We start from the raw sequence: 14,173 nt of genomic DNA, 5'->3' as shown, positions 1-14,173 counted from the left end.
CAGCAACCGCCCCTTCGTGGTACCCGGGAAGCGTCAGAGCTTCTCGATGATCTCCCGCATGAGCGCAGCGGTCTCGGACGGCGTCTTGCCGACCTTGACGCCGGCGGCCTCGAGGGCCTCCTTCTTCGCCTGCGCGGTACCGGCGGAGCCCGAGACGATGGCGCCGGCGTGGCCCATGGTCTTGCCCTCCGGCGCGGTGAAGCCGGCGACGTAGCCGACGACGGGCTTCGACACGTTCGCCTTGATGTACTCGGCGGCCCGCTCCTCGGCGTCGCCGCCGATCTCGCCGATCATGACGATCGCCTTCGTCTCGGGGTCGGCCTCGAACGCCGCGAGGGCGTCGATGTGCGTCGTGCCGATGACCGGGTCGCCGCCGATCCCGATGGCGGTCGAGAAGCCGAGGTCGCGCAGCTCGAACATCATCTGGTAGGTCAGGGTGCCCGACTTCGAGACGAGTCCGATGGGGCCCTTGCCGGTGATGTTCGCCGGCGTGATGCCCGCGAGCGCCTCGCCGGGGGTGATGATGCCGGGGCAGTTCGGTCCGATGATGCGCGTCTTGTTGCCCTTGGACTTCGCGTACGCCCAGGCCTCGGCCGACTCGCCGACGGGCACGCCCTCGGTGATGACGACGAGCAGGGGGATCTCGGCGTCGATGGCCTCGACCATCGCGTCCTTCGTGAACGCCGGGGGCACGAAGGCGACCGACACGTCGGCGCCGGTCTTCTCGATCGCCTCGGCGACCGAGCCGAAGACGGGGAGCTCGACGTCGTTGCCGTCGGCGTCGGTGTGCGTGACGGTCGTCCCGGCCTTGCGCGCGTTGACGCCGCCGACGATGTCGGTGCCCGCCTTGAGCATCAGCGCGGTGTGCTTGGTGCCCTCACCGCCGGTGATGCCCTGGACGATGACCTTGGAGTCCTTGTTGAGGTAGATAGACATGTCGTTTGTCCTTTTCGCGTCCGGGGCTCAGGCGTTCGCCAGCTCGGCGGCCTTGTCGGCGCCCTCGTCCATACCGGCGGCGAGGGTCACGAGCGGGTGGTTCGCGTCGGCGAGGATCGCGCGGCCCTCGTCGACCTGGTTGCCGTCGAGACGCACGACGAGCGGCTTGGTGGCCGAGTCGCCGAGGATCTCGAGAGCCTTGACGATGCCCTCCGCCACGGCGACGCACGAGGTGATGCCGCCGAAGACGTTGACGAAGACGCTCTTGACCTGCTCGTCGCCGAGGATGACGTCGAGGCCCGAGGCCATGACATGCGCGTTCGCGCCGCCGCCGATGTCGAGGAAGTTGGCGGGCTTGACGCCGCCGTGCTTCTCGCCGGCGTAGGCGACGACGTCGAGCGTCGACATGACGAGGCCCGCGCCGTTGCCGATGACGCCGACCTGGCCGTCGAGCTTGACGTAGTTGAGACCGGACGCCTTCGCCTTGGCCTCGAGCGGGTCGGCGGCGCCCTTGTCCTCGAGCTCCTCGTGCTCGGGGTGGCGCACCTCGCTGGCGTTCTCGTCGAGCGAGACCTTGCCGTCGAGGGCGACGATGTCGCCGGCGCCGGTGCGGACCAGCGGGTTCACCTCGACGAGGGTCGCGCCCTCGCCCGTGTAGACGTCGTAGAGCTTGACGAACACGTCCGAGACCTTCTCGACGAGGTCGTCGGGGAAGTTCGCGGCGCGGGCGATCTCGACCGCCTTGGCCTTGTCGATGCCCTGCAGCGGGTCGACCTCGACGCGCGCGAGCGCCTCGGGCCGCTCGACGGCGAGCTCCTCGATCTCCATGCCGCCCTCGACCGAGCACAGGCTCAGGTACGAGCGGTTGGCGCGGTCGAGCAGCACCGAGAAGTAGAACTCCTCGGCGATGTCGGCGCCCTGCGCGACCATGACGCGCTGGACGACGTGCCCCTTGATGTCGAGGCCCAGGATGGCCTCGGCGGCGGCGAACGCCTCGTCGGGGGTCTTGGCGACCTTGACGCCGCCGGCCTTGCCGCGACCTCCGGTCTTGACCTGAGCCTTGACGACCACGACACCGCCGATCTTCTCGGCGGCCGCCTTCGCCTCCTCAGGGGTGTCGGCGATGATGCCGGCGAGCACCGGCACCTCGTACTTCTCGAACAGGTCTCGGGCCTGGTACTCGTAAAGGTCCACTGCAATCCTTCGCTGGGCGACGGTGGGATGACGGACGTGAAGAATCTCGATGTCGAGAGATCGCCCGATCCGAAAGCCTACTACCCGCGCCTGAACGGCCCGTGCCCGCCCACCCTCGAACGGAGGGGCGCAGCGACGGAGTCCCGCTCAGATCCAGCCGCGCTCGCGGGCGAGGATCGCCGCCTGCTGCCGCGTCGCGAGGCCGAGCTTGCCGAGCACCGAGGACACGTGGTTGCGCACTGTCCCGGAGGACAGGTGCAGGGATGCCGCGATCTCGGCGATCGTCTCGCCGCGGGCTCCGGCGCGCAGCACGTCGAGCTCGCGGTCGGTCAGCGGGGACCGCTCGTCGCTCAGCGCGTCGGCCGCGATCTCGGGGTCGACGTACCGACGCCCGGCGGCGACCTCGCGGATGACCGCCGCGACGTCGTCGGCGCGCCGCGACTTCGGCACGAACCCGTCGACACCCGCGCTCAGCGCGCGGCGGAGGACGCCGGGCCGCGCGTGCCGCGTGACGACCACGCACCGCGCCGGGATGCGCTGGCGGATGCGAGCGGCCGCCTCGACCCCGTCGATCCCGGGCATCTCGAGGTCGAGCAGGCACACGTCGGGGCGCAGCTCGATCGCCTGGGCGACCGCGCTCTCGCCGTCGCGGCACTCGGCGACGACCTCGAGGTCGTCCTCGAGGCGGAGCAGGGCTGCGAGCGCGGAGCGGATCATGTCCTCGTCGTCGGCGATCAGCACGCGGATCATCGCGGCATCCCCTCATCGGCGGGGCGCGGCGCCGTGAAGGTGGCGCTTCGTGCGGGTATCGCGGCCCCATTCCGACCGGAAGCGCCACCTTCGCGGCCGGGCACGCCGGGCACGGCGGGCACGCCGGGCACGCCGGGCACGGCGGGCACCGACACGGTCACGGCGAAGCGGTCGGGGCCGCGGTGGGTCTGCACGTCGCCGCCGCCCGCGCCGACGCGGTGCGCGATCCCCTCGAGTCCGGCGCCGCGGCCGAGCGTCGAGACGGCGCCGGGATCGTTCGCGACGCCGAGGTGCCAGAACCCGCGGTCGCGACGAAGACTCAGCTCGGCCCAGACCCCTCCCCCGTGCTTCAGCACGTTCGTGGTGCACTCGCGGACGACCGGCCCGAGCGTGTCGGCCGGAGCATCCGCGGCCTCCGCCGTGACATCCAGCGACACGCGCAGCCCGGCGGCCCGCAGCAGATCGGCGGCGTTGGCGAGCTCGTCGGGCAGCGGCACGCCGCGGAATCGGCCGGCGAGTTCGCGTGTGCCGGCGCGCGCCTCGTCGACCGATGACCGGGCGAGGCGGATCTGGTCGGCCGCGGCATCCGGATCGCGAGCGAGCATGCGCTCGGCGAGCTCGAGCTGCAGCGCGATGACCTGCAGGTGGTGCCCCTGCAGGTCGTGCAGCTCGGCCGCGAGCCGCAGCCGCTCCTGCGTCGCCGCCAGCCGGGCCTCGGTCGCACGTGCCCGATTGAGCTCGAGCACGACGTCCCACGACCACAGCGACAGGGCGATCATGAGCGGCAGCATGCCGCCGAACACCGCGAACATGACGGCGAACGATCCGCCGATCTCGGGAATCTCGTACCGCGGACGCTCGGCGAACCAGAGCGCGGCGAGGATCACCTCGACCAGGATCACGCCGCGCCACCGCAGCCCTGGCCCCCAGCGCACGAGGCACAGGACGGTCGCGAACGTCGCCGCGCCCAGCAGCGCCGACGCCGCCGCGACGCCGAGCGAGATCGACCCGACCAGGCCGGCGACGACCGGCCACGAGAGGAAGCGTCGCCAGCGCGCCGGTCGGTCGGCGTCGCCGAGATCGCCGTCGCTGCGGTAGCGGATGAGCAGCACGACCGCCGAGCCGACGGTCAGCGCCGATGCGGCGACGAACACGACCGCGGCGATCGGCTCCCGTCCGGGGCGCACCAGCATCCACAGGCCCCACATGGCGATCGCGCCGACGAGGAACGTCACGATCGACACCGCGATGTACCACGACGTCGCCGTGACGTTGCGCGCGAGGGATGCCGGGGCCGCCGACGCGGGGCGGGTCTCGAGCTCGCTCACACGGCCACAGTACGGCCATGACGTTTGTCATGCCCCGGTCCGCCGAAGCTCCCGACGGGCGATGACACGGCGGCACTGCCACGGCAGGGCTGCAGCCGATGGGATGGAATCACCCGCCCCACTCACCCCTTCGGAGGACACCATGGCAAACCCCGTCTCGGATCTCATCCTCGGCTTCCAGGACCTCGTCGCCGGCATGCCCGACCTGCTCCAGCCGGTCATCGTCGCCCTCGCCGGCGCGGTGCCGTTCATCGAGGGCGAGGGCGCCGCCGCGATCGGCATCGTCGGCGGCATCCATCCCGTCGTCGCCGCCCTCGCCGGTGCGATCGGCAACTTCGTCTGCGTCGCGGTCATCGTGCTCGTCAGCTCCCGGGCACGGGTCGCCGTGACGTCGCGAGGCGGCCGCGCCGACAAGCCCGTGTCGGCACGGCGCGAGAAGTTCCAGAAGGCCTATCACCGCTACGGCACACCCGGGGTGAGCCTGCTCGGCCCGCTCCTGATCCCCACGCAGTTCACCGCCGCCGCTCTCGCCGCCACCGGCGTCCCCGCGCGCCGTGTGCTGCTGTGGCAGGGCATCGCGATCGTGCTGTGGACGACGCTCATCACCCTGATCATCACCGGCATCATCACCTTCGCCGTCTGAGTTCGCGAGACGGCCGGGAATGCGACGGCGACTGTTCGGCAGACGTAACGGGGATGCCCGTCTGCCGAACAGTGCTGCCTGATCGCTGCAGCGGGTATCCACTGCCACCGGCACGGCCCCAACCGCGATGATCCGGCCCGGGCGCTCGCGCGCACGGAACTCCCCAAAGTCGACTGCGAATACCAAGGGAAACCGTACGCGGGCATTCGTATCGCGTCCATCGCTCGCGCTTTCCGGTTTCTTGCACCGGGTAGGGCGATGTCGTCAGCGTCCGTTCGTTTACCGGATGAGGAGTTCTCGCGACGCCGCCCGCCGGGTACTGTCTCTCGAGCTGGCGCCCAGCTCGGGCGGCGACCTGCCTGGAGCGGCCCCAAACGCTCGGCGGGCCGCCGCCCCCTCACCAGCCCGCGCCCCACATCGTCGTGCGACGCCCTATCCACAATGCGCCGGCGCACGTGATGTCCCTCAAGACACACGCGCCCGGCTCGACGCGTAGCGCGCCCGGGGCCGACCGCGCGACCCCCCTCGCCTACACCCGCGCTCCGTGTGACGATGCCCCCATGGACTACACGCAGCTCGGACGAACCGGCACCTCCGTCTCCCGGATCGTGCTCGGCACGATGAACTTCGGCGACCGCACCTCGGAAGAGGACGCGTTCGCGATCATGGACCGGGCGCTGGAGCTCGGCGTCAACTTCTTCGACACCGCCAACGGATACGGCGGCGCGAGCGGACGCGGCGCGACGGAGGAGATCATCGGCCGCTGGCTGACCGCCCGGCCCGGCGTGCGGGACGACCTCGTGCTGGCGACCAAGGTGCATTCGCCCATGCAGGACCCCGGTCCGGACGGCGATGCCGTCAACGCCCGCGGCGCATCGGCGTGGCAGGTGCGCCGCGAGGCGATCGGCTCCCTGCGCCGCCTGCAGACGGACCGCATCGACCTCTACCAGTTCCACCACATCGACCGGCACATCTCGTGGCAGGAGATGTGGCAGGCGATGGAGGTGCTCGTCGCGCGCGGCGAGGTGCTCTACACCGGCAGCTCGAACTTCGCCGCGTGGAACATCGCGCAGGCGAACGAGATCGCGTCGCAGCGGCATTTCCTCGGACTCGTCAGCGAGCAGTCGCTGTACAACCTGGTGCAGCGCTCGATCGAACTCGAGGTCATCCCGGCCGCGCAGAACTACGGGCTCGGCATCCTGCCCTGGTCGCCCCTCGCGGGCGGCCTGCTGAGCGGCGGTTCGACGGACGCGAAGGCGCGCTCCGCTGCGGCGGGCATCACCTCCCAGCGCGAGGACCGCCGCGACCAGCTCGACGCGTACGAGTCGTTCGCGCGCGAACGCGGGTGGACGCCCTCCGCGCTCGGTCTGGCCTGGCTCCTGCACCAGCCCGGAGTCACGGGGCCGATCGTCGGTCCGCGCACGGTGGAGCAGCTCGAGTCGGCGGTGTCCGCCCTCGAGATCTCCCTCGGCGAGGACGACCTGAGAGCCCTCGACGAGATGTTCCCCGGTCCCGGCGGCCAGGCGCCCGAAGCGTACGCCTGGTAGTCCGCCGATCTGGTCGGCGCAACCCCCGCCCCGTATTCGGGCGGGGGCATGCGCGCTGACCCAGGATGGGAGGATGACCGCCTTCGAGACCCGTCCCTGGCTGAGCGCCTACGCCGAGGGCGTTCCCGCCGACATCGCCGAGGTCACCCAGACGCTGACCGAGATGATGGCGGCGAGCGTCGCAGAGCACGGTGACCGTGCCGCGCTGGAGTTCTTCGGCGCGGCGACGACCTACCGCGAGCTCGGCGACCGGATCGACCGCGCAGCCGAGGGGTTGCGACGGCTCGGGGTGGCGGCCGGCGACCGGGTGGCGATCGTGCTGCCCAACTGCCCGCAGCACGTGATCGCCTTCTACGCGGCGCTGCGACTCGGCGCGATCGTGGTCGAGCACAACCCGCTCTACACGCCGCGCGAGCTCCGCCACCAGTTCGAAGACCACGGCGCACGCTTCGCGATCGCGTGGGACAAGGTCGTCGACACCCTCGCGGAGTTCCCGAGCGACCTGCGGCTCGAGCGCATCGTCAGCGTCGACATCACCCGCGCGCTCCCCCGGTCGAAGCGGATGCTGCTGCGCCTCCCGATCGCCCGGGCACGCGCCTCGCGGGCGCAGCTGACCGAGAAGCCGTCAGCGAAGGACATCACGCCGTGGCGCGATCTCGTCGCCCACCGGCGGCTGTCGGCACGCGTCCCCGGGCCGGGTCTCGACGACACCGCCCTGCTCCAGTACACGAGCGGCACCACCGGGTCCCCGAAGGGCGCCGTGTTGACGCACCGCAATCTGCGCGCCAACGCCATGCAGGGCCGCGCGTGGGTGCCGGGACTGGTGGAGGGAGAGGAGACCTTCTACGGCGTGCTGCCGCTCTTCCACGCGTACGGGATGACGCTCTGCCTCACGTTCGCGATGAGCATCGGCGCGAAGCTCGTCCTGTTCCCGAAGTTCGACGTCGGCCTGCTCGCGGATGCCGCGAAGAAGAGCCCGCCCACGTTCCTCCCGGCCGTGCCGCCGATCTACGACCAGCTCGCCCGTGCGGCCGCCCGGGGGACGATGGACCTCTCGCGCGTGCGCTTCGCGATCTCGGGCGCGATGAGCCTGCCCGTGGCGACCGTCGCGCAGTGGGAGGATGCCACCGGCGGACTGCTCGTCGAGGGATACGGCATGACGGAGTCCTCGCCCGTGGCCCTCGGCAACCCCATCGGGCCCTCGCGACGGCCCGGCACGGTCGGCGTGCCGTTCCCCAGCACCGAGATCCGCCTCGTCGACCCCGACGACCCGACCGTCGACCGCGGGGCCGGCGACGAGGGCGAGCTGCTCCTGCGCGGCCCGCAGGTCTTCTCCGGCTACTGGCAGCGCCCCGCCGAGACCGCCGACGCCCTGCTCCCGGGCGGCTGGCTGCGCACCGGGGACATCGCCACCGTCGCCCCCGACGGGTTCGTCACCATCGTCGACCGCCTGAAGGAGATCATCATCACGGGCGGCTTCAACGTCTCGCCGACCGAGGTGGAGGACACCCTTCAGGCGCACCCCGACGTCGCCGCGGCCGCGGTGGTCGCCGCGCCCCGCGAGTCCGGCGGTGAGGAGGTGGTGGCCGCCGTCGTGCTGCGCGACGGCGCCGAGCTCGACGTCGAGGGACTTCGCGACTTCTGCCGAACACGGCTCGCCGCCTACAAGGTGCCGCGGCGGATCGTCGCCGTCGACGACCTGCCGCGCTCGCTCATCGGCAAGGTGCTCCGCCGTCAGGTGCGGGAGCAGCTGCTGCGCGACTGAACCGTGAGGCGGGTCAGCTCAGTCTGCGCAGACCTCGCGCCGCCGGTCCTTCGATGCGGTCGCCGTCGGCGGTGAAGCGCGACGCGTGCAGCGGGCAGTCCCACGTGCACTCGAGGTCGTTCCACTCCAGCACGCCGCCGAGGTGCGGGCAGACCGCGCTCACCGCGCGGGTGCGCCCGTCGACGGTCGCGACGCCCACCGGCATCCCGTGCCGCTGTGCGATCTCGCCCTGCCCCTCGGCCGGCTGGCGCACCGGCGTCGGTCGCGCGGTCGCCGCGGCCCAGCCGCGTGCGGCCGCCGCCCCGACCTTCGCGTTCTCGGCGGCGCCGCGGGCGAGGTCGGCGGGAACGGTCAGGCGCGTGCCGATCGTCGTCATCCACTTCGGGCGATCGCGCATCTTCTCACCGCGCAGCTCGCTCGCGATCCGGAGGGCGGCGGCCGGGGCATTGGTGAGTCCCCATTTGGCGTAGCCCGTGGCGAACCGCACGCGACCGAGAGAACGCGGGAGGGCGCCGATGAAGGGCACGAGATTATGCGAGGTGTAGTCCTGCGCCGACCAGCGGTGCGTCTCGGCACCCACGGGCAGGTTCTCGCGCGCCCAGGCGACGAGGTCGTCGACACGTCCGCGCTCGCTGCCGCCGCGCCCGACGGGGTGCCCCGCGCCGCCGACGATGATGCGGTCGCCGGCCCCGGCTCCGTCGCCGGCACGGACGGTCCGGATGGAGCGCGTCGGCGCGTCGGCCGAGAGGTACATGTCGTCAGGCACCTCGCCGGCCAGCTCGAACGCGACGCATGCCGACCGCATCCCGCTCACCTTCGCGAAATACAGCCCGCGGTCGAGGATCGGTGTGCCGGTGGCGAGGACGATCCGCCCCGCCCGGAGCGGTCCCTGCTCGGTCTCGACGCGCGGGCGGGGGAAGACGTGCACGCCCGTGACGTTCGCGCCGAGGTACAGACTGCCCCCGGCGGCGGCGAACGCCTCGGCGAGGGCGACGAGCAGGCGCATCGGGTCGACGGCGCGCTGACCTTCGAGCAGGACGGCACCGCACGCCGGGACCGCGGCCGCCGAGAGCTCGTCGCGGTCGGCGAGGCGCACCGGCAGCCCGGCCTGACGTGCGGCGTCGAACTCCGCCGACACGGCGTCGACGCCGTCCCGCTCCTGCGCGTAGGTGACGGCGGTGCGGACGGTCGTCGGCACGCCGAGCTCGTCGGCGGCCCGGGTGATCCAGTCGAAGCCGTCGCGGTTGGCGTCGACGTAGGCGCGCACGAGCGACGCCGGGTGGTGCTCGCGGAGCGTCCCGAGGGTCGTTCCCTGCAGGAGCGAGATCTTGCCGGTGTTCGAGCCCGACGCGAGTTCGCCCACCCCTCCCCGCTCGACGATCGCGACGTCCATACCCGAGCGGACCAGCTCGAGGGCAGTGGCCAGGCCCGTGAGACCCGCGCCGATCACGACGACGTCGTGGCGCCGCCCGGCTTCGAACGGGCTTCCGGCGGGTCCCGCCGCATCCTGCTTCCAGAGCGATTCCATAGGCCCACTCAATGCGCGCACCCGTCCCTTCGGCAACCTCCTTGACCCCAGCCCGCGAATCGATCAACTGCGCGCGAGCTGGTCGCGGGCGGCGAGGCGATACTGGAGGGCATGAGCGATGAAGCCGATCTCCTGCCGGGCGAGCGCGTGGTGTCCTACGACGTGCTGGGGCGCCGCGACACCGACTACTACGGCGTCTTCGGAGACGTCCCGGATGCCGACCGTGCCGCCTGGGGGCGCGCGCGCACCCTCGTCGACGAGGTCGGCGATCGGATGCGGCAGGCCTGGGACGCCGCCGAGTATCCGCTCGATCTCGTCCGCCGCATCGGCGAGCTCGACCTGTACGTCGACGGCATCGAGCACCCGGCCCTCACGCGCATCTCGCCGCTCGGCGCGGGCCTGATCAACATGGAGGTCTCGCGCGGCGACGGGTCGCTCGGCACGATCCTCGCCGTGCAGGGCGGCCTCGCGCTGCGCACCCTCGCCCTCTTCGGCTCACCCGCTCAGCAGGAGCGCTGGCTGCGGCCGCTCGCCACCGGCGAGGTGCTCGGCGCGTTCGCGCTCACCGAGCCCGACCACGGCTCGGATTCGGTCTCGCTCGAAACGGTGGCGCGCCGGGACGGCGACGAGTGGGTGCTGCGCGGCGCGAAGAAGTGGATCGGCAACGGCGCCTCGGGCGGCATCACGTTCGTCTGGGCGCGCGTCGACGCCGAGGGCGACGAGCTGCACGGGTCGGTGCGCTGCTTCCTCGTCGAACAGGAGCGGTCCGGCTACACCGGCACCGTCATCACCGGCAAGGTCTCGCTGCGCGGCATCCATCAGGCCCACATCGCACTGCGGGATGTCCGGCTGCCGGCCGACGCCGTGCTGCCGGGCACCCGGTCGTTCCGGGATGCCTCGACCGTCCTCTACGCGACGCGTTCCGGGGTCGCGTGGTCGGCCCTCGGGCACGCCACGGCCTGCTACGAGGCGGCGCTGCAGTACGCCGCGCAGCGCGTGCAGTTCGGCCGCCCGCTCGTCCGGTCGCAGATGGTCCAGGAACGTCTCGCGCAGATGCTCGACGAGCTCACCGCGATGCAGCTGTACTGCCGGCGCCTCGCCGACCTCGAGACGAGCGGCGGCCTCCGACCGACGCAGGCGTCGCTCGCGAAGTACCACAACACCCGAGCGGCACGCCGGATCGCGCAGACCGCACGCGACCTGCTGGGCGGCAACGGCATCCTGCTCGAGAACGGCGTGATGCAGCATCTCGCCGACATCGAGGCGATCCACACCTACGAGGGCACCGAGAGCGTGCAGGCCCTCCTGATCGGCCGCGACATCACGGGGGTCGGCGCGTTCACCTGATCGGCGGGTCCGCAACCGAGCCCGCCCTCGGAAGGGGATTCATTCCCGGGAGGGCGATCCTGTCCGAAGCGACCTCCCGAACACCGATCCCCTCCCCTGGTGCAGGACGGACGCTCCGGGCGATGAGCAGGCAGGCGCTCTCAGCGCTGCGCGCGATCGGCCGCGATGGCAGCTTCGATGCGGTGCTGCGACCGCCGCCGGCTGGCGCGCACGGCGATCACCGCGGCGACCAGGGCCGCGACGGCCAGGACGACCAGCACGAGAAGCGACCACGGCATGGCCAGGGTGCTGAACCCGGAGCTCGCCGCCTCCGGCAGTGCGAGGCGATCGTCCCCGAGCGCCACCGGCGTGACGACCACCTCGCCCGCGAGCAGCACGAGCGGCAGCAGGCCGACCTCGACCCGCTGCGTGGCCGTGTCGCCGGGAAGGAGTTCGCGCGCCTCACCGCGCTCGGTGCCGGTGCGCAGCATCCCGAGCGGACCGGCGGCGTCGACCGAACCGCTCGCTCCCAGGCGGACGTTCCCGGTGTTCGTGACCGTGTACTCGACCGTCAGCGTGCCCGGCGAGAACGGGTTCCAGGAGGCGGCGTACGACGCGGATGCCGCCTCGATCCGCAGCGCCGGCTCGATCTCGCCGGCGACCTGCAGGTGCAGGCGGACGCCGACGCGATGGGTGAGAGTCACGCCGCCGTCCGAGGCCGAGCGCCCGACGACGATCCCCGCCGGGTGGTCGCCGGGTGTGGCGTCGGCCGGAACGGCGATCGTGACCGGCAGCACGCGCGTCTCTCCCGCCGCGAGCGTCAGCGCGCCGTCACCGTCGGCGCCCTCGACGCTCACCCACGCCCCGCCGCGCTCCGGTGTCTCCGTGCCGACGTCGAACGCGCCGTCGGCGCCGACGCGTCCATCGCCGGCCGCGACAGTGAAGTCCGCGGCCTCGGCGGAGAGGTTGGTCACGGCGATCGCGTCGCCGGTCGATGCCCCGGGTTCGAGTTCGTGCCGCAGCGAGATCCGGCCGTCCGGGCCGGACGCGTCGGCGGGCACGACGCTCCACTCCACCGCGGGGCCCTCCGGGGCGGTATTCGGGGCGGGGGCCTCCGCAGCGGATGCCGCGGGCGCGGCGGCGAGCGAGACGACGAGAGCGCCGGCTGCGAGCAGCGCGGCGCGGAAGGTGAAGGAAGAACGGGGCATGGGGGGTCTCCGAAGGGGGTGGCGGGGACGGGTCGCGCGACCCGCCCCCGCCGGATCGTCAGTCCTGCGCGAACAGGGTGAGGGTGAGCTCGCTGCCGTAGCGTCCGCCGACCGCGTCGGCGGGCACCGACAGGTCGAGGTCGGCGCCGACGACGGTCGACCCCACCCGGGTCACGCGGTCCGCCGCGGCCAGGGTCGCGGGTGCGGCGAGAGTCGCCTGCGCGCCGGCGGCAGCGCCCGACTCCGAGCGCACGATGCGCGGCGTCCACGCCAGGTTCTCGGCGTCGATCGTCCGGTTTCCCGCGACGAACTCGCTCGCCGAGCCCGCGATCGTCCAGCCGCGGCCCTGAGCGCGGACCTCGTTGCGGGTGTCGGCTACGGTCACGAGCGGCAGGGTCGCGTCGAGGCTGGCGCCGGCGCCCGCGAAGGCGACGCGGTCGCCGTGCGCGGCGACGCTGAGGCTCAGCGCCCCCTCGGCGATCTGTCCGCCGACATTGGCCTCGAGCGCGACGGCATCCTTCGACGCGGGGTCGGCGTGGCCGAGGAAGTCGAAGATCGTCTCGCCGATCGCGGTGTTGTCGAGGTACGCGCCGCGGACGAGGTCCCACTGGTCGGCACGGGCGTCGAGCACCTCGGAACCGGCACCGCGGGCGAACAGCGGCACGAGGGCGTTCGTGTGGCCGCCGGAGTGCCAGGTCAGGTCGGGGAGCTCGCCCGCGGCACCCGTCAGGGGCGTCCATCCGGTGTCGGGTCCCGCGCCGGCGCCGGCGAGATAGCCGGTCTCGTGGTCGGCGGTGACGACGACGAGGGTCTCGTCCCAGCTGCTGTTCTGCTCGACCCACTCCGAGACGGCCTCGACGGCGTCGTTGAAGTCGATCTGCTCCTCGATCACACGCGTCGTCTGATTGGCGTGGCCGGCCCAGTCGACCGCGCCGCCCTCGACCATGAGGAAGAAGCCCTCGTCGCCCTGCTCGAGAACGTTCAGCGCGCCGCGCGTGAGCGTGTCGAGGCCCGCGACATCGTTGGCGGGATCGCTGTAGGGCAGCGCCTCGTCGTTGGCGAGGCCCGGGCGGTTGTACTGCAGGGTCTCCGCGACCTGGGCGAGGCCGAAGACCTTCTCGGGAACATCGTTCCCGGCGGCGAGCGCCTCGAAGTCGCCCTTCGCGTCGACGAACGCGTAGTCGGTCGCGCCGGTCGAGACGCGCTCGTAGTCGTTCTGCGAGATCCACGTCCAGTTCGGGTCGCGCGGCTCGTGCGCGTCCGTGTACATCGGGTGGCCGCCGCCCATGAGCACATCCACACCGCTGTCGATCATCTCGGTCGCGAGACCCTGATAGTCGTTGCGGTTCGAGTTGTGGGCGATGAAGCCGGCCGGAGTCGCGTGGTTGAAGGGCACCGAGGTGACGAGGCCGACCTTCTTGCCGACCGCCTGGGCCTGCTCGCCGACCGTCAGCAGCTGATCGCCGCCGGGGGTGAAGCCGAGAACGCCGTTGTTCGTCTTGACGCCGGTGCCGAGGGCCGTGCCCGCGGCGGCCGAGTCGGTGGCGCCCGAGCCGACCCAGGCGAAGTCGCCCCAGGCCTTCTCGGTGACGTACTCCGCGCGTCCCGACGCCGAGTAGTGGGCCTGGCCGACCTGGACCGGCCACGTCTCGTAGCTCTGGCCCGGGGTGGACTCGCTGTGCGCGACGGCGCCCGTCTTCGGGTCGACGCTCACCTGGTGGGCGCTCGTGCCGCTCTCGTACAGGCTGGCCGCGTCGAACTGGTTGTACCCGGCTCCGTCGGAGATGAGCAGAATGATGTTCTTGGGTGCCGCGGGGGCGTCGTGCGGCGCGGCCACCGCGCCGACGGCCGGCACGGCCACGAGGGTTCCGCCGGCGACGAGGCTGGAGGCGATGAGCGCGCACGCGCGCGTGGACGATCGACGATGCATGGGGACTCTTCCGTTGGG

At 72.2% G+C, this 14,173-nt stretch carries 11 protein-coding genes; 4 read left to right on the top strand and 7 right to left on the bottom strand.

All coding sequences use genetic code 11. From position 1 onward, the window contains the following. Window positions 1-33 precede the first annotated feature (33 nt). The 4 genes from sucD to F6B42_RS10600 form a co-directional block, all read right to left on the bottom strand. Window positions 34-936, bottom strand: a complete 903-nt coding sequence (gene sucD, locus F6B42_RS10615; RefSeq protein WP_150419673.1) for a succinate--CoA ligase subunit alpha — start codon at window positions 934-936, stop codon at window positions 34-36. A 27-nt stretch (window positions 937-963) separates the two neighbouring features. Continuing rightward, the gene (gene sucC, locus F6B42_RS10610; protein WP_150419672.1) at window positions 964-2,130 is read right to left on the bottom strand and encodes an ADP-forming succinate--CoA ligase subunit beta; all 1,167 of its coding nucleotides are present in this window, start codon (window positions 2,128-2,130) and stop codon (window positions 964-966) included. Window positions 2,131-2,277: 147 nt separating this feature from the next. Beyond that, entirely contained in the window at window positions 2,278-2,880 is a 603-nt protein-coding gene (locus F6B42_RS10605) for a response regulator transcription factor (protein ID WP_150419671.1), read from the bottom strand. After that, window positions 2,877-4,208 (bottom strand): sensor histidine kinase, encoded by a 1,332-nt coding sequence (locus tag F6B42_RS10600; protein ID WP_223878453.1) that lies wholly within the window; start codon window positions 4,206-4,208, stop codon window positions 2,877-2,879. The genes F6B42_RS10605 and F6B42_RS10600 overlap by 4 nt, the downstream gene beginning before the upstream one ends. A gap of 142 nt (window positions 4,209-4,350) precedes the next feature. Here F6B42_RS10600 and F6B42_RS10595 point away from each other — a divergent pair, with 142 nt between their 5' ends. From F6B42_RS10595 to F6B42_RS10585, 3 genes are all read left to right on the top strand, one after another. Further along, window positions 4,351-4,851, top strand: coding sequence for a small multi-drug export protein (locus F6B42_RS10595; RefSeq protein WP_150419670.1), 501 nt, complete (start codon window positions 4,351-4,353; stop codon window positions 4,849-4,851). Between the two features lie 560 nt (window positions 4,852-5,411). Then, on the top strand, window positions 5,412-6,398 hold the full coding sequence (locus F6B42_RS10590) for an aldo/keto reductase (protein WP_150419669.1): 987 nt from the start codon (window positions 5,412-5,414) through the stop codon (window positions 6,396-6,398). Between the two features lie 73 nt (window positions 6,399-6,471). Then, complete coding sequence (locus F6B42_RS10585) at window positions 6,472-8,163, top strand: long-chain-fatty-acid--CoA ligase (RefSeq protein ID WP_150419668.1); 1,692 nt, start codon at window positions 6,472-6,474, stop codon at window positions 8,161-8,163. A 13-nt stretch (window positions 8,164-8,176) separates the two neighbouring features. Here the strand turns inward: F6B42_RS10585 and F6B42_RS10580 are convergent, their stop codons facing one another. Continuing rightward, window positions 8,177-9,691, bottom strand: a complete 1,515-nt coding sequence (locus F6B42_RS10580; protein ID WP_150419667.1) for an FAD-dependent oxidoreductase — start codon at window positions 9,689-9,691, stop codon at window positions 8,177-8,179. Window positions 9,692-9,802: 111 nt separating this feature from the next. Here F6B42_RS10580 and F6B42_RS10575 point away from each other — a divergent pair, with 111 nt between their 5' ends. Then, a complete protein-coding gene (locus F6B42_RS10575) occupies window positions 9,803-11,038 on the top strand; it encodes an acyl-CoA dehydrogenase family protein (RefSeq protein WP_150419666.1) in 1,236 nt (411 codons plus the stop codon). Between the two features lie 140 nt (window positions 11,039-11,178). Here the strand turns inward: F6B42_RS10575 and F6B42_RS10570 are convergent, their stop codons facing one another. Continuing rightward, window positions 11,179-12,225 carry a COG1470 family protein gene (locus tag F6B42_RS10570; protein ID WP_150419665.1) on the bottom strand — a complete coding sequence of 349 codons (1,047 nt, stop codon included), beginning with the start codon at window positions 12,223-12,225 and terminating at the stop codon, window positions 11,179-11,181. Window positions 12,226-12,283: 58 nt separating this feature from the next. Continuing rightward, window positions 12,284-14,155: an alkaline phosphatase gene (locus F6B42_RS10565; RefSeq protein ID WP_150419664.1), complete on the bottom strand. Its 1,872-nt coding sequence runs from the start codon at window positions 14,153-14,155 to the stop codon at window positions 12,284-12,286. Window positions 14,156-14,173 lie beyond the last annotated feature (18 nt).

This window comes from Microbacterium radiodurans (assembly GCF_008710705.1).
Taxonomy (GTDB): Bacteria; Actinomycetota; Actinomycetes; order Actinomycetales; family Microbacteriaceae; genus Microbacterium; species Microbacterium radiodurans.
The sequence above is the reverse complement of the archived record's forward strand: the minus strand, read 5'-3'. Positions and strand labels throughout refer to the sequence as shown.

What these genes read in the sequence shown, in the direction of transcription:
- sucD (WP_150419673.1), bottom strand. Translation starts at nt 936, where the DNA reads ATGTCTATCTACCTCAACAAGGACTCCAAGGTCATCGTCCAGGGCATC.
- F6B42_RS10605 (WP_150419671.1), bottom strand. Translation starts at nt 2,880, where the DNA reads ATGATCCGCGTGCTGATCGCCGACGACGAGGACATGATCCGCTCCGCG.
- F6B42_RS10595 (WP_150419670.1), top strand. Translation starts at nt 4,351, where the DNA reads ATGGCAAACCCCGTCTCGGATCTCATCCTCGGCTTCCAGGACCTCGTC.
- F6B42_RS10590 (WP_150419669.1), top strand. Translation starts at nt 5,412, where the DNA reads ATGGACTACACGCAGCTCGGACGAACCGGCACCTCCGTCTCCCGGATC.
- F6B42_RS10585 (WP_150419668.1), top strand. Translation starts at nt 6,472, where the DNA reads ATGACCGCCTTCGAGACCCGTCCCTGGCTGAGCGCCTACGCCGAGGGC.
- F6B42_RS10580 (WP_150419667.1), bottom strand. Translation starts at nt 9,691, where the DNA reads ATGGAATCGCTCTGGAAGCAGGATGCGGCGGGACCCGCCGGAAGCCCG.
- F6B42_RS10575 (WP_150419666.1), top strand. Translation starts at nt 9,803, where the DNA reads ATGAGCGATGAAGCCGATCTCCTGCCGGGCGAGCGCGTGGTGTCCTAC.
- F6B42_RS10570 (WP_150419665.1), bottom strand. Translation starts at nt 12,225, where the DNA reads ATGCCCCGTTCTTCCTTCACCTTCCGCGCCGCGCTGCTCGCAGCCGGC.
- F6B42_RS10565 (WP_150419664.1), bottom strand. Translation starts at nt 14,155, where the DNA reads ATGCATCGTCGATCGTCCACGCGCGCGTGCGCGCTCATCGCCTCCAGC.